We start from the raw sequence: 23,246 nt of genomic DNA on the forward strand, positions 1-23,246 counted from the left end.
CTGCTTCTAGTAATTCTCCAGTTTGTGAAGGAACAGTTATAAACCTTACGGCCAATGGAGGAACATTCTATTCGTGGACTGGTCCAAACACCTTTACATCAAACCTTCAAAACCCATCTATTTCTAATGCAACTGCAATAAATGGGGGAGTTTACTCGGTAACGGTAAAAGATGCGAATGGCTGTTCAGCAACGGCAACTACATCTGTGACAGTAACGGATATGCCTGAGATTCAAGATATAGACGAAAGCTTATGTCTAGGTGAAGAGTTGAGTGTTACTGCACCAGATTATGGAACTGGTTATTCTTACAAATGGACTGGACCAAACGGATTTGTTAGCAACGGTAGGTCATTTAGTATACCTAATGTTCAGGCAATTAATAGTGGAACTTATACGCTGACACTTAGCTACGAAAGTTGTAATGCTGAGTCTTATGCTGTAATTACAGTTAAGCCTAACCCTCAGCCACCAGTAATCAAAATAGATGGTAAAGACTTCATTTGTAATAATGAGTCTATAACAATCACTGCCGAGCAGTGTGTAGGAACTGTCACTTGGTCAACAGGAGCAAAAGGAGCAAGTATTACTGTTAATCAGGTAGGCACTTATTATGCGACTTGTACTTCTTCAGATGACTGCCTAAGCGGTAAATCAAATGAAATTACAATTGGCAATGGCACCGCCCCAGAAGCCCCAGGTATTAGTACCAACAAAGGCATCTGTTGCGACGGTGAATATGCGACGTTAACAGCAACAGGATGTACGGGTGGTACAATTACATGGAGTAATGGTTCAGCAGGCAGAACAATAGATGTTAATGTAGCGGGTGAATATAAAGCAACTTGTACAACGGATTGTGGAACTGCAACAAGTACTGAGGTCATTACGATTCAAACGCCGCCTCAACCAACAACGCCAGTTATTACGACAACTGATAACGAGTTGTGTGCAAGTGAGACGGCGATATTAACAGCAACAAACTGTAATGGATCTATAATATGGAGTAATGGAGCAATAACCCCAAGTATTACGGTAAATGTAGCGGGAGTTTACACTGCAAGGTGTAAGACACTATGTGGCGTTAGTCCAGCATCGAATGAAATAACTATTGGTACAGGCACCGCTCCAGAAGCCCCAGGTATCAGTACAAACAAAGGCATCTGTTGTGACGGCGAATATGCTACGTTAACAGCGACAGGATGTACAGGTGGTACAATTACATGGAGTAATGGAACAGCCGGCAGAACGATAGATGTTAATATAGCAGGCGATTACAAAGCGACATGTACGACTAATTGTGGAACAGCGACGAGCGCAGAAACGATTACGATACAAACGCCACCAAAACCAACGACACCAGTTATCACGACAACCGATAACGAGTTATGTTCAGGAGCGACGGCGACATTAACAGCGACGAACTGTAATGGAGATGTGCTTTGGAGTAACGGAGCAACGGGCGTAAGCATCACGGTAAGCACAGGGGGAGTTTACACGGCAACGTGTAAGACCTTATGTGGAGTGAGTCCAGCATCGAATGAGATAACGATAACGACAGGAACTCCACCAGCTGCACCGCAGATTACACCAAACAAGACAGTAGTTTGTGGAACCGAGAAGGCTACTTTGACAGCGACAAATTGTACAGGCAGTCTTAAGTGGAGTACTAATGCAACTACGCCAACAATAAGTGTAGGAGCAGGAACATATACAGCGACTTGTAGTAATAGCTGTGGTGAGAGTGTAAATTCTAATACGATAACAATCGGAACAGGAATCCCACCAACGGCACCAAATATTACTTCAAACAAGACGGAAGTATGTAGCACTGAGAAAGCGACCTTGACAGCATCTAACTGTACAGGAACAGTAACATGGAGCACAGGAGCAACTGGCACTACTATTCAGGTAGGAGCAGGCACTTACACGGCAACATGTAGCAGCTCATGTGGAACTTCAGGAAATAGTAATACAGTAACTATTGGTACAGGCACTGCTCCAGAAGCCCCAGGTATCAGTACCAACAAAGGCATCTGTTGTGACGGCGAATATGCGACGTTAACAGCGACAGGATGTACAGGTGGTACAATTACATGGAGTAATGGAACAGCCGGCAGAACGATAGATGTTAATATAGCAGGCGATTACAAAGCGACATGTACGACTAATTGTGGAACAGCGACGAGCACAGAAACGATTACGATACAAACGCCACCAAAACCAACGACACCAGTTATCACGACAACCGATAACGAGTTATGTTCAGGAGCGACGGCGACATTAACAGCGACGAACTGTAATGGAGATGTGCTTTGGAGTAACGGAGCAACGGGCGTAAGCATCACGGTAAGCACAGGGGGAGTTTACACGGCAACGTGTAAGACCTTATGTGGAGTGAGTCCAGCATCGAATGAGATAACGATAACGACAGGAACTCCACCAGCTGCACCGCAGATTACACCAAACAAGACAGTAGTTTGTGGAACCGAGAAGGCTACTTTGACAGCGACAAATTGTACAGGCAGTCTTAAGTGGAGTACTAATGCAACTACGCCAACAATAAGTGTAGGAGCAGGAACATTTACAGCGACTTGTAGTAATAGCTGTGGTGAGAGTGTAAATTCTAATACGATAACAATCGGAACAGGAATCCCACCAACGGCACCAAATATTACTTCAAACAAGACGGAAGTATGTGGCACTGAGAAAGCGACCTTGACAGCATCTAACTGTGGCGGAACAGTAACATGGAGCACAGGAGCAACTGGCACTACTATTCAGGTAGGAGCAGGCACTTACACGGCAACATGTAGCAGCTCATGTGGAACTTCAGGAAATAGTAATACAGTAACTATTGGTACAGGCACTGCTCCAGAAGCCCCAGGTATCAGTACCAACAAAGGCATCTGTTGTGACGGCGAATATGCGACGTTAACAGCGACAGGATGTACAGGTGGTACAATTACATGGAGTAATGGAACAGCCGGCAGAACGATAGATGTTAATATAGCAGGCGATTACAAAGCGACATGTACGACTAATTGTGGAACAGCGACGAGCACAGAAACGATTACGATACAAACGCCACCAAAACCAACGACACCAGTTATCACGACAACCGATAACGAGTTATGTTCAGGAGCGACGGCGACATTAACAGCGACGAACTGTAATGGAGATGTGCTTTGGAGTAACGGAGCAACGGGCGTAAGCATCACGGTAAGCACAGGGGGAGTTTACACGGCAACGTGTAAGACCTTATGTGGAGTGAGTCCAGCATCGAATGAGATAACGATAACGACAGGAACTCCACCAGCTGCACCGCAGATTACACCAAACAAGACAGTAGTTTGTGGAACCGAGAAGGCTACTTTGACAGCGACAAATTGTACAGGCAGTCTTAAGTGGAGTACTAATGCAACTACGCCAACAATAAGTGTAGGAGCAGGAACATATACAGCGACTTGTAGTAATAGCTGTGGTGAGAGTGTAAATTCTAATACGATAACAATCGGAACAGGAATCCCACCAACGGCACCAAATATTACTTCAAACAAGACGGAAGTATGTAGCACTGAGAAAGCGACCTTGACAGTATCTAACTGTACAGGAACAGTAACATGGAGCACAGGAGCAACTGGCACTACTATTCAGGTAGGAGCAGGCACTTACACGGCAACATGTAGCAGCTCATGTGGAACTTCAGGAAATAGTAATACAGTAACTATTGGTACAGGCACTGCTCCAGAAGCCCCAGGTATCAGTACCAACAAAGGCATCTGTTGTGACGGCGAATATGCGACGTTAACAGCGACAGGATGTACAGGTGGTACAATTACATGGAGTAATGGAACAGCCGGCAGAACGATAGATGTTAATATAGCAGGCGATTACAAAGCGACATGTACGACTAATTGTGGAACAGCGACGAGCACAGAAACGATTACGATACAAACGCCACCAAAACCAACGACACCAGTTATCACGACAACCGATAACGAGTTATGTTCAGGAGCGACGGCGACATTAACAGCGACGAACTGTAATGGAGATGTGCTTTGGAGTAACGGAGCAACGGGCGTAAGCATCACGGTAAGCACAGGGGGAGTTTACACGGCAACGTGTAAGACCTTATGTGGCGTTAGTCCAGCCTCGAATCCAATAACGATAACGACAGGCACTCCACCAGCTGCACCGCAGATTACACCAAACAAGACAGTAGTTTGTGGAACCGAGAAGGCTACTTTGACAGCGACAAACTGTACAGGCAGTCTTAAGTGGAGTACTAATGCAACTACACCAACAATAAGTGTAGGAGCAGGAACATATACAGCGACTTGTAGTAATAGCTGTGGTGAGAGTGTTAAATCTAATGTTATCACAATAACAACAGGAACACCTCCAACGGCACCAAATATTACTTCAAACAAGACGGAAGTATGTGGAACAGAGACAGCGACTTTGACAGCGACAAGCTGCACAGGCACCGTAACATGGAGCACAGGAGCAACTGGTACTACGATACAAGTAGGAGCAGGAGTTTACACAGCAACATGTAGCAGCTCATGTGGCACCTCAGGAAATAGTAATACAGTTACTATCACTACAGGCACCGCCCCAGAAGCCCCAGGTATTAGTACCAACAAAGGCATCTGTTGTGACGGCGAATATGCGACGTTAACAGCGACAGGATGTACAGGTGGTACAATTACATGGAGTAATGGTTCAGCCGGCAGAACAATAGATGTGAATGTTGCAGGCGATTACAAAGCAACATGTACGACAAATTGTGGAAGTGCAACAAGCACAGAGACAATAACGATACAGACGCCACCTCAGCCAACGACACCAGTTATCATTACGACAGATAACGAGTTATGTTCAGGTGAGACGGCTACATTGACAGCGAATAACTGTAATGGAACTGTAATATGGAACACGGGAGCAACGGGCACTACCATTCAGGTCGGAGGGGCAGGAAATTACTCAGCAGTATGTAAGACGCTATGTGGTGAGAGTCCAGCATCTAATCCATTAACGATAACAACTGGCACACCACCAGCTGCACCGCAGATTACATCTAACAAGACAGAAGTATGTGGCACAGAGAAGGCGACTATAACAGCAGCAAACTGCATAGGTAGTCTTAAGTGGAGTACAGGAGCAACTGCAGCGACAATAAGTGTAGGAGCAGGAACATATACAGCGACATGTAGTAATAGCTGTGGCGAGAGTGGCACTTCAAATAGTGTAACCATCACTACAGGAACGCCACCAACAGCACCAAGCATTACTTCAAACAAGACGGAAGTATGTGGAACTGATAAAGCGACACTTACAGCAGCGAACTGTGGCGGAACAGTAACATGGAGCACGGGAGCAACTGGTACTACTATTCAAGTAGGAGCGGGAACTTACATGGCAACATGTAGCAGTTCATGTGGAACATCAGGCAACAGTAACACAGTTACTATTGGTCAAGGTAACGCACCAGCTGCACCGCAGATTACACCAAACAAGACAGTAGTTTGTGGAACCGAGAAGGCTACTTTGACAGCGACAAATTGTACAGGCAGTCTTAAGTGGAGTACTAATGCAACTACGCCAACAATAAGTGTAGGAGCAGGAACATATACAGCGACTTGTAGTAATAGCTGTGGTGAGAGTGTAAATTCTAATACGATAACAATCGGAACAGGAATCCCACCAACGGCACCAAATATTACTTCAAACAAGACGGAAGTATGTAGCACTGAGAAAGCGACCTTGACAGTATCTAACTGTACAGGAACAGTAACATGGAGCACAGGAGCAACTGGCACTACTATTCAGGTAGGAGCAGGCACTTACACGGCAACATGTAGCAGTTCATGCGGAACATCAGCCAACAGTAACACCGTTACTATTGGTCAAGGAAATGTACCAGCAGCCCCAAGCATCAGTTCAACTAAGACAGAAGTATGTGGCACGGAGAAGGCAACTATAACAGCGACAAACTGTACAGGTAGTCTTAAGTGGAGTACAGGAGCAACTACAGCGACAATAAGTGTAGGAGCAGGAACATATACAGCGACATGTAGTAATAGCTGTGGCGAGAGTGGCACTTCAAATAGTGTAACCATCACTACAGGAACGCCACCAACAGCACCAAGCATTACGTCAAACAAGACGGAAGTATGTGGAACTGATAAAGCGACACTTACAGCAGCGAACTGTGGCGGAACAGTAACATGGAGCACAGGAGCAACTGGTACTACTATTCAGGTAGGAGCGGGCACTTACACGGCAACATGTAGCAGTTCATGCGGAACATCAGCCAACAGTAACACCGTTACTATTGGTCAAGGAAATGTACCAGCAGCCCCAAGCATCAGTTCAACTAAGACAGAAGTATGTGGCACGGAGAAGGCAACTATAACAGCGACAAACTGTACAGGTAGTTTTAAGTGGAGTACAGGAGCAACTACAGCGACAATAAGTGTAGGAGCAGGAACATATACAGCGACATGTAGTAATAGCTGTGGCGAGAGTGGCACTTCAAATAGTGTAACCATCACTACAGGAACGCCACCAACAGCACCACAGATTACGTCGAATAAGACGGAAGTATGTGGCACAGTTAAGGCAACTTTAACAGCAGCGAACTGTGGCGGAACAGTAACATGGAGCACAGGAGCAACTGGTACTACTATTCAGGTAGGAGCAGGAACTTACACGGCAACATGTAGCAGCTCATGTGGTACCTCAGGAAATAGTGGTTCAGTTACTATTGGCCAGGGAGCAGCACCAACGGCTCCTGTTATTACATCAAACAAGACAGAAGTATGTGGTACAGAGAAAGCGACCTTGTCATCAAGTTGTACAGACGGAAGTCTTAAGTGGAGTACCGGAGCAACTACAGCAACGATAAGTGTAGGGGCAGGAACATACACAGCGACTTGTACAAATAGCTGTGGAGAGAGTGGAAACTCAAACCCTGTAGTAATAGGAACGGGTACACCACCAGATGCCCCAACTATTTCATCAAGTAAAATGGAAGTTTGTGGTACGGGTAAAGTGACTCTGACGGCATCAAATTGTTTGGGAACGATAACATGGAGCACGGGAGCGACTGGTAGTACGATTGAAGTTGGAGCAGGTGGACCATACTACGCAACATGTAGTACATCGTGTGGAACGTCAGGAAATAGTGGTTCAGTTACAATCGGTCAAGGAGCAGCACCAGTAGCACCAGTAATCACTTCTGATAAAGTTCAGATATGTGGAGATGAGAAAATTACTATTACAGCGAGCAGTTGTACTGGCAGTCTTCTTTGGAGCACAGGAGCGAATACAGCGACTATAAGTGTAGGAGCTGGTTCTTACTGGGCTAAGTGTGTTACTGATTGTGGAACATCTGAAGGAAGTAACATTATCAAAATAACTAAAGTAGGAACACCAAACACTCCAGTAGTGACGTCTGATAAGACAACAGTGTGTGGAGAGGAAAAAGCCAGCTTAATGGCTCTTGGTTGTAACTATAATTATGTATGGAGTAATGGAGCTACTGGAGATGTGATTTCGGTAGGAGCAGGAACTTATACAGTGAAATGTGTGAATGAATGTGGAGAAAGCAGTGATTCAAATCCAATTGTTATTGGAAATGGAGCCTTGCCAAACGCACCAACCATTGCATCTGATAAAGACCAAGTATGTGGAACTGATAAAGCAACACTTACTGCTACTAACTGTAATGGTACTGTGACATGGAGCACAGGAGCAACTGGTACTTCCATTCAGGTAGGAGCAGGAACTTACACCGCAACGTGTAGTAGTTCATGTGGAACCTCTGAAAACAGCAATGTGGTAATTATTGGAGGAGGAGAAGCACCAAATGTACCAAACATTACATCAGATAAGACGCAGGTTTGTGGAACTGAAAAAGCGACACTTACTGCTGAAAATTGCAACGGAACAGTAACATGGAGTACGGGAGCAACTGGTACTACTATTCAAGTAGGAGCAGGAACTTATACTGCAACGTGTGGCAGTTCATGTGGATCATCGGGCAATAGTAATGAGGTGACAGTGGGTGGTGGAGTTACACCTAATGCACCTACGATTTCTGCAAATGATACGCAAATATGTGGTGCTGAGAAAGCAACACTTACTGCTGAAAATTGCAACGGAACAGTAACATGGAGTACAGGAGCATCTGGTACTACTATTCAAGTAGGCGTAGGAACTTATACTGCTACATGTAGCAATGCTTGTGGAGCTTCCGATGATAGTAATGAGGTTATCATAGGTGGTGGAACTACACCAGTAGCACCAACACTTACTTCAAATGCAACAGAGGTTTGTGGAACTGATAAAGCAACACTTACTGCTGCAGACTGTAACGGTACAGTAGTTTGGAACACAGGAGCAACTGGTCTTACTATTCAAGTGGGAGCAGGATCGTATACAGCAACATGTAGTAATGCATGTGGTACATCTCCTGATAGTGATGCAATCTCAATAGGAACAGGCTCAACACCTATAGCTCCAAATGTGACTTCAGATAAAACAGAGGTTTGTGGTACGGATAAGGCAACTTTAACAGCTACTAACTGTTCTGGAGTAATAACATGGAGTACTAGTGAGACCGGAGCAACTATTCAGGTAGGAGCTGGAACATACTCAGCAACATGTACAAGTGCTTGTGGTTTGTCTGACAAGAGTACTGAATTGACAATTAATACTGTAGAAACACCAGAAGCACCAATTGTTTCGGCTCCTAAGTTTGAAATATGCGGAGATGAAAGTGTGACACTGACGGCAGTAAATTGTACTGAAACAATACTTTGGTCAACAGGAGCCACTGGAGCTTCTATATCGGTCAATGTTGCAGGAACTTACTCAGCAGTTTGTCAAGGAACTTGTGGAGATAGTCCAGTGAGTAACAAAGTTCAAATCATTAAGACTAGTGTTCCGAATACGCCAATCATCACTACAGACAGAGTAAATGTTTGTGGAGAAGAGAAGGCTACTCTGAAAGGTATTGGTTGTGATTTTGAATATGTTTGGAGTAATGGAGCCACTGGTGAAATGATTAAAGTAGGAGCAGGTTCTTATACCGTCAAATGTGTAAACAGTTGTGGTGAGAGTGCTCCGTCAGGAGTGATAGAAATAGGAAGTAATGGTAATCCATCGCCTCCAAGAATACTTGCAAACAAAACAAGCTTATGCTTACCAGATTCAGCTATGCTGATTGGAGATGTTTGTACAGGAACTGTGAAGTGGAGCAATGGTGCTATGGGAGATACAATTTATGTAGTTCAAGCAGGAACTTACACCGCTACATGTACGAATGCATGTGGAACAAGTATGCCTTCTGAAAGTAAGGTCATTACTTCAGGTGGTAAGCCATCAGCTCCGGTAGTGTCAACTACTACCAATGAGATATGTCCTAATGAGAGTGCTATAATTACAGCATCTGGTTGCATGGGCACATTGACTTGGAACACGGGAGCCATTACGGCATCCATTGTGGTTGATTCGGCAGGAACATATTCTGTGAAGTGTACTAATACTTGTGGTACTAGTGATAGTTCTGAAGGAATTATTATAGAAGACAAGTTTAACGGATGTGGTACTTGTGATGTAGTGAAACCAATTATTACAGCTAGTGCATTAAGCCTTTGTGAAATCGCTGATGTAACATTATCTGTTGATAATTGTAACGGAGCAGTTATTTGGTCTTCTGGTCAAACAACAAGCTCTATCACAGTAAGACCATTTACTACCACGAAATACACGGCCATCTGTAAAGAAGGTGATAACTGTATAAGTGTATTATCTGACCCAGTAACTATTACGGTAGGTGCTGCTAACAAACCAACGTTAGCATGTAGCACAGACCTAGTTTGTCCTGGTGAGTCTGTAACACTTAAAGCTTACGGATGTGATGGTATAGTAACGTGGTCAACGGGAGCTACTGGAAATACCATTTCAGTAACCTTAGATGAGAATACGAAATACTCAGCATTCTGTACAAATGGTATTTGTGTGAGTGAGAGTGCTGATTCGTTAGAAATAGCAGTTGGCTTACCAAACAAACCATTCATTAGCTGTAAGAACTCTTCAATCTGTATTGGTCAAACAGCTTCTCTAACAGGAACTGGATGTACTGGTACTATTGTATGGTCAACAGGTGATGAAGGTGGCGTTCTAGCCATTAACCCAACCGAAGCGGGTGTTTATAAATACACTGCCATCTGTAGGTCTAACATTGGCGACTGTGTGAGTGAGACATCAAACGAGGTAACAATTACAGTAGGAGCGACAGTGTCTAAACCTACAGTGATTGCTGATATTTCTAATGTGTGTCCTTTTGAAACGGTTGATTTAAGTAGTGCAATGATGAGCTCGCCAAATGGAAGCTTTGAATTCCATACAAGTAATTCAATCAACGCTCCGATTGTAACAAACATCGGAATGGTATCAGAAGGAACGTTCTATGTCTTTGAGAGAAGTAAATTAGGATGTTACAGTGAGGCATCGGCTATCAATGTGTCAATCACAGAATGTGAAGGAGACCCTGTGGTAATTGATTCTACGCAGTATGTTGATATTGCAGTAAGCAAAACAGGTTCAGCAAGCACGGTGGATGTTGGTGATACTGTTACTTATACAGTAGCAGTGAAGAATCTAAGCACATTCCCAGCAACAGGCGTGGTAGTGAGAGATATACTTCCAGGTGGATTAGCGTTCATCTCAGCAAGCAGCAATGCAAGCTTTGTAAATGGAATAGTGTCTACAAGCATCGACTCGCTGAAAGCTGGAGAAAGTGTAAGCATAACTTACCTATCTAAAGTGTCTGCAGCTGGTAAGATTGTTAACAAGGCTGAGTTACTAGAACTTGACCAAATTGACAATACCCTGTCTAACAACGTGAGTGAGTTTGTTATCAACAATCCGATTGACGGAAACCTGATTGGATTGTCTAAAGTTGTTGGAGACTTTGTAAGTCTTGGAAATAACCAATTCGAAGTACCATACACTATTTATGTTTCTAACATGGGAGGTGGTGTTCTAAACAATGTTCAGGTAACTGACGACTTGGATAGAACATTTGGTAACGGAGCGGTAATAGTTAGTGACACTATGGAGGTAACTACCACAGGAACATTAACCGCTAATCCAAACTACACGGGTAGAATAGATGGCCAGTCACTGTTAATTGACTCATTGAGTACATTGGCTGTGGGAGATAGGTTTAGTATTGACTTTAAGGTGATAGTAGATATCTCTGGAGCAAGTACAGACCAATACTTCAACACTGCTATGGCAGAAGCAGGAACAGATTCTAACAAAGTTTCTGATACATCTACAAACGGACTATTGGCTGACCCTGATAATGACGGAGACCCAAGAAATAATGATGAAGCAACACCAGTTAAGTTTGATGTTGATAGTCTTACTTCTGCTCCAGCAATTGCGGTTGGGCTTAGTGTAGTGGATGCTGAGAAGCATGATGACCTGAGCTATGACATAACTTACAGAGTGATGGTTAAGAATATCGGTAATGTTGACCTTGATAGTGTTCAGTTAATTGACAGTCTATTGTTAACATTCAGCGATACGCTTGATTTCGAAATAGTGGGTACGCCGGTGGCAAATAACAATGGACAGCTTACTGTGAATACTAACTATGACGGTAAAACTGACAATAATCTGTTGGTAGGTGATAGCAATAGTATCTTACAAGTTGGTCATACGGATAGTGTATTCTTTACGGTAAGACTTTATCATGAAGGTCATGCAGGTCCATATAACAATTATGTAACGGCAGTAGGACATGGAGCTGATAGCACGGTAACAGATAACTCTAACGATGGTGAGGATATTAACCCTGGTGATTCATCGCCTACGGTTATCAATCTTCCAATCTCTTCTGATGTTCTTCTGGTAATGCCTGGTGGTTTCTCTCCAAATGGTGACGGAGTAAACGATACTTGGAAGCTGAATAAGCCAACAGGTGTTAGAATCACCGACCTTGAAGTTTATAATAGATGGGGGCACTTAGTTTGGAGACCTGATAACATTGATGACCTAGAAACGGTTATTGAGTGGGACGGTAGTTCAAATCAAGGAATGAGATTTGATAGTGAAGAGTTTGTTCCAGATGGCACTTACTTCTATAACATCAAAACAGACAGTGCTGGTAAACCACTTGTTGGTTATATTACCATAGCTAGATAATATAAACCTAAACTTTAAACCTAGAGTCCGTCAAAGCTTTGCTTTGGCGGACTTTTTTGTGTCAAGGTAGTAGATGAAAAGGCTATTTATAAGTCTATGAGAATAGAAATAGTGTTTGTTCCTACGGTGTTCAGAAGGTGTAGTGATTTTGATGCTTCTTTTTACTGGTTTAACGGGGCTCACGGACTTTATAATAAAGTATTCCAATATTATTAGCTAAGATTGGCGTATAGGGCTCAAAATGAGTTTAAAAAAAAAGATATTCTGCCTTAGGGTAAGACGATTTAATTAAAGCCAAGAAGAGTTTCCTTTGGTTTAAATTTTAAGAGTAGAGGCTTCGCTTTAAGTGAATTTATAAGGACAGTGTTTTCTGACAGTTTTGGTGAAGCTTTTAGTCAATTGCTGTCAAAAAATAAGGGTATAGTTTAGAAAAGTATTAGCTAATTAAGACGGCTTATTGTGAAACGAGAATGGTCAAAGAACGCTTTGTGTACTTTAATTTGACAAATACAAACTGTAGGATTATTTATAGTTTGGCGAATTCATAGCATATTTTCAGAATTAGTATTCCTGCTAAAGACTTTAATCTGCCAATGGCTTGGTTGGTTTAGAAAGAAAGATTGCATTTCCCATAAGTATTTTACCATCTTCCAGGATACCTCTGAATAGCGGATTTATTGCAAACTGATGCACTATACCATTGCCGAAAAAGTAGGTACCCAATATAAAAGAATCATTTAGGAAAGTATTCGCATTTTTACCAACAAAACCACTTAAGTGGTCGCCAGGGTTGATGGTAGAAGGTAAATAGGTCTTAGAGTTTTTTAAAGTATACTTTGGAATGCCTGTTAGGTTAAAGTTAAGCCCGTCTTCTAATCCAAAGCGTAAAGAACTAGCATTGTCAATTTTGGTATTGAATATGGCACCTTGAATTAAATTAAAAGGTTCGTTTTTGTCTGTGGAGTATTTGATTTCGTCCGTGTTGGTTTCTGCCAATTTTCCAATGTCTAATAATTCACTAATAGCAATTCCTCCTTCTATTAAAATTAATTTGCCACCTTCGGCAAGCCACCTTTTAAGCTTTTCTTCGTCCATTTTTAGCTTATTATAGATTCCGTTGGAAACTATCAGGACATCAAAGTCATTGAGGTTTATATTCTCAAAACCTTCGGTCGATATTTCAGAAAAGGGGAAAGAGAGATATTTGTCTAAATAAAATAAAAGGTCTCCAAGTTCTTCTTCAAAAACACCAGGACCTACCAGAACCGCGACTTTAGGTTTGCCTATAAAATCTAAATCTTTCTTTTTCAGAAGTTTGAGGTCAGATTTTTTTAAGTTTTGTATATCAAGTTGAAGAGAGTTGGCTCTTTCTAACAAGCTCTCAAAAATATCTTTATTTGTGCTTTTGGTGATAATAAGAACACCTTCGTCTTCACGAATTAGAGCTTTCATTCGAATAGCTTCTGCAAGAAAGGCAGTGGAAGCAGCGGAGTTTAAAGTTGCGGAGAAAGCTAAGTAATCTTCCTCTGGGGCTTCGTTTTCGATTTGCAGTACAGATTGCCCTTTAATTAAAGTAAAGCTGTCAGGGACGGCGTATGCGTTAATGTGGTGTAAGTATGGCACAGCCCAGCTGCTGATGTCATAGGTTTTGGTAGCGTTCATTGCTGTTTTTGGTTCAAAGAGAACCCTTACAAGTCTACCCTTTGGCTGGAAAGTAGAAATGATTAGGTCATTTGGCTCTACTTTGAAAGAATCTAGCCCCTTGCTATGAAAGTTATAACCTTCTAATGTTTTAGATTCATAAGCATAGTGGTAGCTAATACCATTATTTTCAAGAAGCTGGATTAAGGGAACGGTCTTGGCTTTGAGGGCATTTTTGATTACATAGTTTTTGTAAGATCCATTTCCATTTTTTCTGGTGTCTTTATGAAAACCCTGAAAGCTGCTTATGATATTAGTTTTATTTCTGAAGGCTGTTTCGTGTACGCTTTTTGCGGTGTAAAAGTGTTTGTCAATTCTTTTCGCCAAAGTCAATGTGTCTCCATTATTCTGAATGTACATTAGGCCAGCCGACTCACCACCGCCTTGCTCTAAGGTAAGGCCAATAGCCCCATTAAATGTGGCATAGGTATCGGCATAAGATGGGTATAAGAGGTCAAATTCTTTTTTGGAGAAGTAGTCCCAGTTTCGATTATCAAAACCTCGTTCTAAATCTTTCCCAATAGTCTCTAGAATTTCTTTTTGATAAGGTTCCACAGCTTCATGTAATGGTTCTGCTGCAGGAGGGAAAAAATAACTCTTATTGGGCTCCATTTCATGAAAGTCGGCGTGAAGATGCGGCATCCATGAGTTGTAAAGAGCTAGCCTTTGTTGGCTTTCCTTTTGTACTTGCCATGCCCAATCTCTATTTAAGTCGCTCAAGTAATGGTTATACCTTCCTTGGGGCCATGGTTTCTGATGTTGGTTGGCTTTTTCGTTATATAGGCTGTGATTATGATAAACAGAACTAAACCATTGCACATAGTGCTCTCTACCATCTGGGTTTAGGCATGGGTCTACAATGATGATTTCAGATGAAGAAGTATTTCTAGAGGCTAAATGGTGAAGGTATTTTAATGCAGCCTCAGAACTGGAGGCCTCATCACCATGAATGTTAAAACTATACCATGCAATTAATACATCCTCCGTTTTTTTTTCGCCATTATATATTTCAATGTTATTAAGATGATTCTCTCGAAGTGATTGGAGGTTTTTCAAATTTGACTCATTAGCATGAATCACCACAAAAAGGTTTCGGCCCTCTTCTGTCTTTCCGTAGTTGATTTTTTTGAACTGGTGTGGGTTAGAATTAACAAGATAATCGCAATACCGCTCAATATCAGCATGAAAGGTAAAACGTGAACCTAATTCATAATCTAAAAACTCAGACGGTGTAAAGGCATTTTGTGCGTTTATAGAGATGAACGCCAAAAATCCAATAAGGGTGTAAATTATTTTTCTCATTTTTTTAAGTACCCAAAAGTACGATAATTGGCTTGAAAGGCCATATTTGGTGTGTTTGAGATTTATTTTGAAAAATAAATCAAATATTTTTAGCCAGAAGTTGTGTAATCCAATTCCATGCCTTACTTTTGCATCTCGATTCGGAAACGAGTTGAGACATAATGTCAAAAACAGGTAAGTTTTTACGCTTCTTGCAACGAATTATGGGACCAGTCGGCCCGTTCGTCTAGCGGTTAGGACACGGCCCTTTCACGGCTGAAACACGGGTTCGATTCCCGTACGGGTCACAAAGCCCTCTTGAGAAATCAGGAGGGCTTTTGACATTTTAAGGGTTTAATAAAATTTATTTAACTGCAATCCCCCAACTTTTGTACTTAGGCTTGTTTTAATGCTACCTCTACTATAAAACCTTGGTCGTAATAAGTTTTAAAAACACCTCCAATTTTCTCTGCACGAGCTTTCATGTTACTTTGCCCTAATCCATCAGATGGGAATTTGTTTTTCAAAACACCGTTATCTTTAATTTGCATGTAGAATACTTTCGATTCTTGATGCATATTAATAGAAACTGTATCTCCGTTAGAGTGTTTTAAGAGATTGGTGATAGCTTCTTTGAAAATTAGATAGAGGTTTTGACGAATATCTGGTTGAATAAAAGATTTTGGATTAAAACCAGTAGTGTCAAAATTGTATTTAAAGTTTTTTAGCGGAAGGTTAGTGTTGGCATAAGCATTCATCCTATCTAAGAGGTTTTCATACTTATCTTTTCGGGAGTCAATAGCCCATACAGTGTCTCGCATACGCTCCATAGCCTCTCTGGCCATTTCACTTATTTTATTCAGGCTTTCTGGTTCTATTTCTTTTATTCCTAAAGCCATTAACTCAGACTTCATAGAAAGCCCTGTTAAGATACTTCCTACATCATCATGAAGGTCTGCTGATATTTTAGTTCTGATATTTTCTGTGGCTTTATATTTTTCGAGGTTTAAAAATACGCGGTAACGAATCCAAGCATATAGCAGCAGACCTGCTGAAATGGTATAAATTAAATATGCCCACCAGGTTTGCCACCAAGGAGGTAGAATAATGACTTCTATGGCCTTAGAGGGAGTACTCCAGACCGCATCACTATTGGCAGTTTTAATCTGGAATGTATATTCCCCAGGGTTTAAGTTAGTATAGGTAGCAGTTCTCTGATTTCCTGCATTTACCCAATTTTTGTCATAGCCTATAAGTTGATATTGAAATGAGTTAAGTAATGGATTTTTTAAATGTATACCTATATAGCTAAAGCTTAAGTCGTTTTGAAAATGTTTGAGCTTTACTTTTTCTTTTAAAACGGTTTGTATAGTCGTGTCTTTTAAGATTCCTGTCGCTGTCTTAATTGGATATTTTAGCCTTTCTAAAATTGGAATAGGGGCTTTTAGGTCTTTGTTAATTTTTGATGGATTAATATGTGTAAGCCCCTTCTGTCCTCCAAAGTAGATTTGATTTCCTAGGCTAACCACTGGACTAGGTTTAGAAAAAGTACCTTCACTTACATTATCGGATGTATAGAATTGCGAAGCTTTACTTTCTTTGTCATAGTGTATTAAACCATCGAAAGTACCAATCCATAGTATACCTTTTTCAGATTCTATCAGCCATTTAAAACTTTTGGTTTTATAAGAACTGAAGTTCTCAATTTCTTTGAGCTCATGAGTTTCGGTGTTTAATTGAAATATTTTATTCTCAATAATAAGCCAAATGTTGTTATCTAAGTCGTTATAAGCATACGTGCATTTAGATTTTCCATAGTCTTTTGATTGATACTTTAATGGCAACCATTTAGTGTTATGACTTTGATAAGAGACTTGTGCTGTACCCAAATTTGAGCCTACTATAATCTCTTTATTTTTTGGGTTGTCTGTTAAAGAAAGAATTTCAATAAAGCGTCCAGATTCTTTGTCTTGGGCTAGGTCAAAAACGTTTCCAACTTCCTGAGTATGTGGTTTAATGAATTTAAGTCTGTTCCAGTGGTCAATGAACCAGATGGTTCCTTCACTATCTTCTAGAAAACGTCTACCTGTTCTTAATGTATTGCCATGAGAGAGAGGATGATAACGCGAGTACGATTGAGTTTTTTTGTTTTTTATTGGGTTAAATTCAAATATTCCTTGCTCATTACTTGTCCAAAAATCACTACCATTAGAAGTCAAAACTCCAAAGGTCTCTTTATACGTTTTGTCAAAAGTTTTGTAGTTGCTAAATGTGGAGTTTTGGGAGTTGTAATTAAGTATGCCTTCTTTGGTAGAAATAAGTAGGGTTCCGTTTTCTGTAGTGCTTAGGTCATAAATGGGAGGTGCGTTTTTGTCAACTTTTGGGATAGAAATATTTTGAAACTTATAAAAAGAAGGTGAACCAATGTTTACCCCATTTCCAGAGAGCCATACATTTGAAGCATTGTCAATAGAAACGTCTTTTATAGTGTTGGAAGAAATGCCTTGAATTTCGTCTTCTTGAAAGGTGTAGTTGTTTAAAATCTGGTCTTTTTCAGCATCGTAAATAATAAGGCCGTGGTTTTGAGTGGCAAGCCAAATAATGTTGGCTTTTGCTTCTATGTCCCATATTTCAACGGTTTTTGGCGTATCCAATAAGTTTTCTAAGTCAACTCTCTTAATGATGTTTCCACTTTTAGGCTCTATCAGATATAAGCCAGTATATAAATCAGCTGCCCAAATGTTTCCTTTTGGATCAAAAGCCAAATCGCTTATCCATTCTTCTAAGTGCGTGCTATAAAAGCCTGGAACGTCTCGAAAAAAATGGAATTCTTTATTTTTAATGTTAAATCTAATCAGTCCAAATTTCCTGCTACCTAACCATAGTTGACCATGATTGTCTTTTAAAATACTTTCTAAATGTACTTTCTCTTCATGAGGCCAGCTAGGATCTCTCACCTTATTTAAAGGGAAGCTAGAGATGCTGTCGGTTTTTTGATCATAATACTGTAGTCCTCCATATGCGGTAAACCAAAAGTTTCCTAGACTGTCCGAAAAGAAGTTGTGCCCTTTTTCAATGGCCCAGCCATCTTCGAAGTGAGAAGTTTTAGCCACAAATTGGTCTAATTTTCTGTCAAACCAGTGTAAATAACCATTGCCTGATATGAGCCATAGTTTTTTATTGTTGTCTTCGAAGAAGCTGCTAGCTCCATCTAAATAGATGTTTTTCTCTGGAGTAGTGGTGTAAAGTTTGATATCATAGCCATCATATCGGGCCACACCTTTGCCTGTGCTAATCCATGTGTATCCCAGATAGTCATGAAAGGTGCTGGTTATTTCAGTAGATGGAAGGCCATCTGAAGAGCTTATTTTTTTGAAATAGAGTTTTTGAGAAAGTTCTTGTTTTGCTGAGGGTAGTGTTTTTGATTCCTTAAAATTATCTATTTGTTTAGGTTTTTCTTTTGAGCAGGAAAAAAAGAATAGGCTTATTGTGAGTAAGAGGCAACTTAAGGTAAGGCTTCTCGAGTGGTTTTTATTCATAAACTACGTTAGCTCAGTTTAAATTCTATTTAATTGAGTCCTTTTTGAGTAGGCATGTTGCACTTGACTATAAGGCATAAAATAATTCTTTTATGAGGGAGAATATTTATAAGTCTTCACCAAAAAACAAGAAAGGGTTTAAAGGACGTCCAAGTTTAACCCGAATACTCAAAAATAACATTTTTGAGTAAATTATATCCCTATTAAATAGTATAAATAGCTTAAAATCATGGCTTTTGACTAGCGAAGTGATCTAAGGTTATTGTTGTTATTTTAAAGAAGTGGAGAGTGTAGAAGTTAGGTGAGCCTATATTTAAGTATTCTAAGAATTACTTAAAAGAGGAAAAGGCGAAGCATTTCAACCTGCTTCTGACCTCTCAGAATGTCATTTGAAAGCTTTCCTTATCATTAGGCTACTTTTTTATTGCATTTTGTATAGTTTTCTATTTTATGGGAATTATAATTATTCTAAGTTTGATGAATCTTTAATGCACTACTAAAACAATAAAACGCATTAAAGACTTATAGTATGGAGGTATTTAATTCATTCCTAGGTAATTCCCCTAGTTGGTACAAGAAAACCATTTTAGCATTTTTAATCTTAAACCCAATTTTTCTCTATACAGTAGGGCCCTCGGCTACCGGGTGGATAGTAATTGGAGAATTTATATTGACATTGGCCATGGCACTAAAGTGCTATCCTCTTCAGTCCGGAGGTTTGATAGCCTTAGAAGCTGTTTTACTTCAAATGACCAGTCCAGAAACCGTCTTTCATGAGATAGAAGGTAATCTTGAGGTTATCTTACTATTGGTTTTCATGGTGGCTGGTATCTATTTTATGAAGCCTTTGCTGATGTTTGTATTCGGTAAAATCTTCGTTAAAGTACGTTCCAAAATAGTTTTGTCGCTCCTTTTTTCTTTTATCGCAGCTTTTTTAAGTGCCTTTTTAGATGCCCTGACGGTTACAGCTGTTTTAATAAGTGTATTTGTAGGTTTTTATCAAGTTTACCATAGAGTACATTCTGGAGACTCCGATTATGACGAAAGTGGAGTGCCTGATAGGAAAGAATTGGGAGGCGACGTTTTAGAGCAGTTTAGAGCATTTTTGAGAAGTTTAGTGATGCATGGTGCTGTAGGTACAGCCTTAGGAGGTGTTTGTACTATTGTGGGTGAACCTCAAAATCTATTAATCGGGGATAAACTTGGTTGGGATTTTATGCAGTTCTTTCACGCCATGGCACCCGTAACCATGCCAGTGCTTTTTGCTGGGCTTCTTACATGTGTATTATTAGAAGTGACTGGTACGTTTGGTTTTGGAGCGAAGTTACCTGCACAGGTAAGGAATATTATTGAAGGCTTTTTGGAAGAAGAGGATGCCAAAAGGACAGGTTCAGAAAAATATGCTTTGGTGGTACAAGCTATTTCGGCTTTGTTTTTAATAGCGGCTTTGGCCTTTCATTTAGCACCCGTAGGTTTAATAGGTTTAACCATTATAGTTTTACAAACAGCCTTTACAGGAATTACAGACGAGCACAGCATTGGTCATGCCTTTGAGGAGGCCTTGCCATTTACTGCCTTACTAGCGGTGTTCTTTGTTATCGTAGGTATGATTCACGACTTACATTTATTTAAGCCAATCATCCATTATGTTTTAGAGCAAGATAAAGCCATTCAGCCCGCTTTGTTTTATGCAGCCAACGGTATTTTGTCAATGATTAGTGATAACGTATTTGTGGCAACTGTTTATATTAATGAAGTAGAAGCGGCTTTTCAAGCTGGTACTATTAACAGACAAGAATTAGAAACTTTGGCTGTCGCCATCAATACAGGTACTAACCTACCTAGTGTAGCTACACCAAACGGTCAAGCAGCTTTCCTATTCTTATTAACATCAGCCTTGGCTCCAGCCATTAGGTTATCTTATGTTAAAATGATTAAAATGGCACTGCCTTATACAATCGTCTTAGGAGGCATTGGTTTGCTAGGCGTTATGTATTTCTTATAAGAAGGAGAGATAAATCTATTTTAAAAGACCTTAATCATCAATAATACTTTGATGATTAAGGTCTTTTTTTTGTTATGATATTACTAATGTTTAACGGTTGGTTTTCGTAGTTTTCTTCAGCCAAATCGTAGATTCCTGTCAAGCTAAATTTTAAAAACCGTAAAATAAAAAAAATCAGATTTTCTCTTTTCAAATATTTAAATTGCTGAAAATCAATCAATAATATAATGAAAAAGATACTAAGTTTAGTGACGTTCTTAACCCTCCTAGCTTATTCAGCAAGTTTCTCTCAGACAGCCCCTGGTGTAGAGATAACTTCAGGGAATTTAATTTACAGTGGTGAAGGTGGACCCTTAATAGCAGCACCTGAGCCACCTGAAAACAGGGGAGCACTAAAGTTGAAATTAAGTCCTGTTTTTGGAATGGAGTCTGCCTTGCTATTAGACCAGTATGATATTCAATCTACAAGAGGTGAAGAGTTTGGAGGAACTATCTTTATGCAAGATCAGGGTGGATGTTTGGTTTTAGCAGAATATGGTACCACCGAGATAAATTATTTAATAGCTAATAACATTAAATTTGATGATGCCATGCAGACTAAAGCTTCAGGTGAAATAGCTTATGGTTCCACTAATAAGTTTGATGAGAAACAAACAGGCTCGTCTAATTGGAGTTTAGTTTATAATGGTGTTGAAGGCTATTATGAAATAACTATTAATAATGAAAGTTATTCAAGTCTTGATTTTTCTACTACAGTGACACCGCATTCGTCAGTTTTTCCGCTAATAGCCAACACTTCAAGTATAAATAACAAATTAATAGTAAAACTTTATAAACTAGACGGAACACCTACTAGAGGAAGTTTCGCCTTTTCTGTAAATAAGTATCAAGAAGCTCAGGGTATGGATGATTTGTGTGATGGTGATTCTGAAGGAGAGGGTCTCACTAGTACATCTAATAGGAGACGTCGAAATCTGAAGTGAAATAAATATTCAGTTTTAAATGGGAGAATATTTGTGTCGTTTTGAATAAGAGGCTCATCTTGTGAGATGAGCCTCTGTTGTTTGATTGTGAATATGATTTTCCTAAAGATGCGGCTATTATCATTAAACTTGGATAAATGATAATTAGCTTATTCCAAAAGTTACCGTTTATTCAATATATGTGATTACCACTTTACAAAGCCAATTGAAGACATTACTAGAAGACGAACTGTTGGTTAGAACAACATTGGGACCGTTAATGTCTACCGAATATTCAGAATTAGGGTAACTCGCATTGTTGGCAGGTATTAGATTTGTAGAGGTTGCAGTGGCAGAGGCTAGTGCGGTCACAGAGATTATTTTTAATGGGTCAAGTCCATGAGGTTTAGTGACAAAACCATTTGAGTTAGAAGCCAAATTTGAATAAAGGAGGAGCATTTTAATATTAGGCGTATCGGCTTCGTCTCCTAATCTGGTATAACCATGATGTGTAATATTGCTATTTCCTGTAATGGTGACAGCGTCTCCGCCGATAGAATGATTAATTACAAAATCTTCATTAGAAAAATCTGGTTGAGAACCAGTAAAGGGATAGGCGTACACATAGCTTTTTGCCTTTAATTCCCAAGTGTTCCCTTTTTTAAGGTGTCTAGAGTTTCCCAATTGGTAGGTTCCTGAGGCTCTAAATTGTAATCTAGCATAGAAGTCTGCTGCAGGTCCAACAGGAGAATAAATTGCTTGTTGATCTAATAATAATTGAGGTCCACCGGAGTATGCTGAGTTCATACTCTCTTGTATGGCATTATAAGTTGCGGGATGCCAAATGTGTAGTTTACCAAGATTATTGTAGAAAGGAGAAGTGGGAGCATTGGCAATCAAAACTCCATCTCTTGTGGTATACGTTCCAAGTCCAACATTATGAGTGCCAGAGCCAACAAAGTTCAAAGTTTCTCTTCCAGCTCCTATGGAAAAAGGGTTATTGGGTGTTTCAATGCTCGCGAACTTAGAATATAATGCAGAAGGTTGGTAGGGTGAGGTTCCGTTAAATACTTCGGGGTTAATTTGTATTTGACCAAAGGTATTAAAGCTTTGTAAGATGGTGAGAGTTAGTATTATTTTTTTCATTATTCTATTTGTTTTTGGATAAACCTAGACCTTTTACTTTCGACTTCTTTTATGAAATTCTAGTTTTTATTTTTCGGCAAAACCTCTGTTTTTTTAAAAATTATAGGCCTCAGTGCTTGAATCGCCGTTAATTGCTCACTCAGCGTTATTTAGAATGATCACTTAATTATTATACGGTTTCGTAGGAATAAAAATGTCCGTCGTTTTTGAGTTTCGTTTGGAAAAAAAGAAACCTCATTTAGTCTTGTTCTTTTTAATTCATTAGCTAACATCACAGTAAAGGACGGATTTTAATACGTTTACCTATATGTTTGAAACTATTGAGATAAATTATGCTTTTTTGAAAACGGATAATTTAAAGTCGACCTATTAATTATATAAATAT

6 protein-coding genes and 1 tRNA gene (1 of these 7 running past the window's edge) are annotated in these 23,246 nt (G+C 40.1%); 4 read left to right on the forward strand and 3 right to left on the reverse strand.

Annotated elements, in window-relative coordinates; all coding sequences use genetic code 11:
- Positions 1-12,227: the end of an SdrD B-like domain-containing protein gene (locus tag AC0L6O_RS04065; RefSeq protein WP_473306522.1), read on the forward strand. The gene continues 20,746 nt to the left of window position 1, outside the view; the window shows 12,227 of its 32,973 coding nt (coding positions 20,747-32,973); its start codon lies off the left edge, out of view; the stop codon is at positions 12,225-12,227.
- Positions 12,228-12,809: 582 nt separating this feature from the next.
- On the opposite strand, the gene AC0L6O_RS04070 is transcribed toward AC0L6O_RS04065, so the two are convergent.
- Entirely contained in the window at positions 12,810-15,230 is a 2,421-nt protein-coding gene (locus tag AC0L6O_RS04070) for a M14 family zinc carboxypeptidase (protein WP_473306524.1), read from the reverse strand.
- A 215-nt stretch (positions 15,231-15,445) separates the two neighbouring features.
- On the opposite strand from AC0L6O_RS04070, the gene AC0L6O_RS04075 reads away from it, so the two are divergent.
- Positions 15,446-15,517: transfer RNA gene (locus tag AC0L6O_RS04075), tRNA-Glu, on the forward strand.
- 87 nt (positions 15,518-15,604) lie between these two features.
- Here AC0L6O_RS04075 and AC0L6O_RS04080 read toward each other — a convergent pair.
- A complete protein-coding gene (locus AC0L6O_RS04080; protein WP_473306525.1) occupies positions 15,605-18,748 on the reverse strand; it encodes a sensor histidine kinase in 3,144 nt (1,047 codons plus the stop codon).
- 529 nt (positions 18,749-19,277) lie between these two features.
- On the opposite strand from AC0L6O_RS04080, the gene nhaB reads away from it, so the two are divergent.
- Positions 19,278-20,753: a sodium/proton antiporter NhaB gene (nhaB, locus tag AC0L6O_RS04085; RefSeq protein WP_473306527.1), complete on the forward strand. Its 1,476-nt coding sequence runs from the start codon at positions 19,278-19,280 to the stop codon at positions 20,751-20,753.
- Between the two features lie 227 nt (positions 20,754-20,980).
- Entirely contained in the window at positions 20,981-21,736 is a 756-nt protein-coding gene (locus AC0L6O_RS04090) for a hypothetical protein (RefSeq protein WP_473306528.1), read from the forward strand.
- A gap of 168 nt (positions 21,737-21,904) precedes the next feature.
- On the opposite strand, the gene AC0L6O_RS04095 is transcribed toward AC0L6O_RS04090, so the two are convergent.
- Positions 21,905-22,861 (reverse strand): hypothetical protein, encoded by a 957-nt coding sequence (locus tag AC0L6O_RS04095; RefSeq protein WP_473306530.1) that lies wholly within the window; start codon positions 22,859-22,861, stop codon positions 21,905-21,907.
- Between the last annotated feature and the right edge of the window lie 385 nt (positions 22,862-23,246).

Source organism: Arcticibacterium sp. GJ41-1, assembly GCF_055808875.1.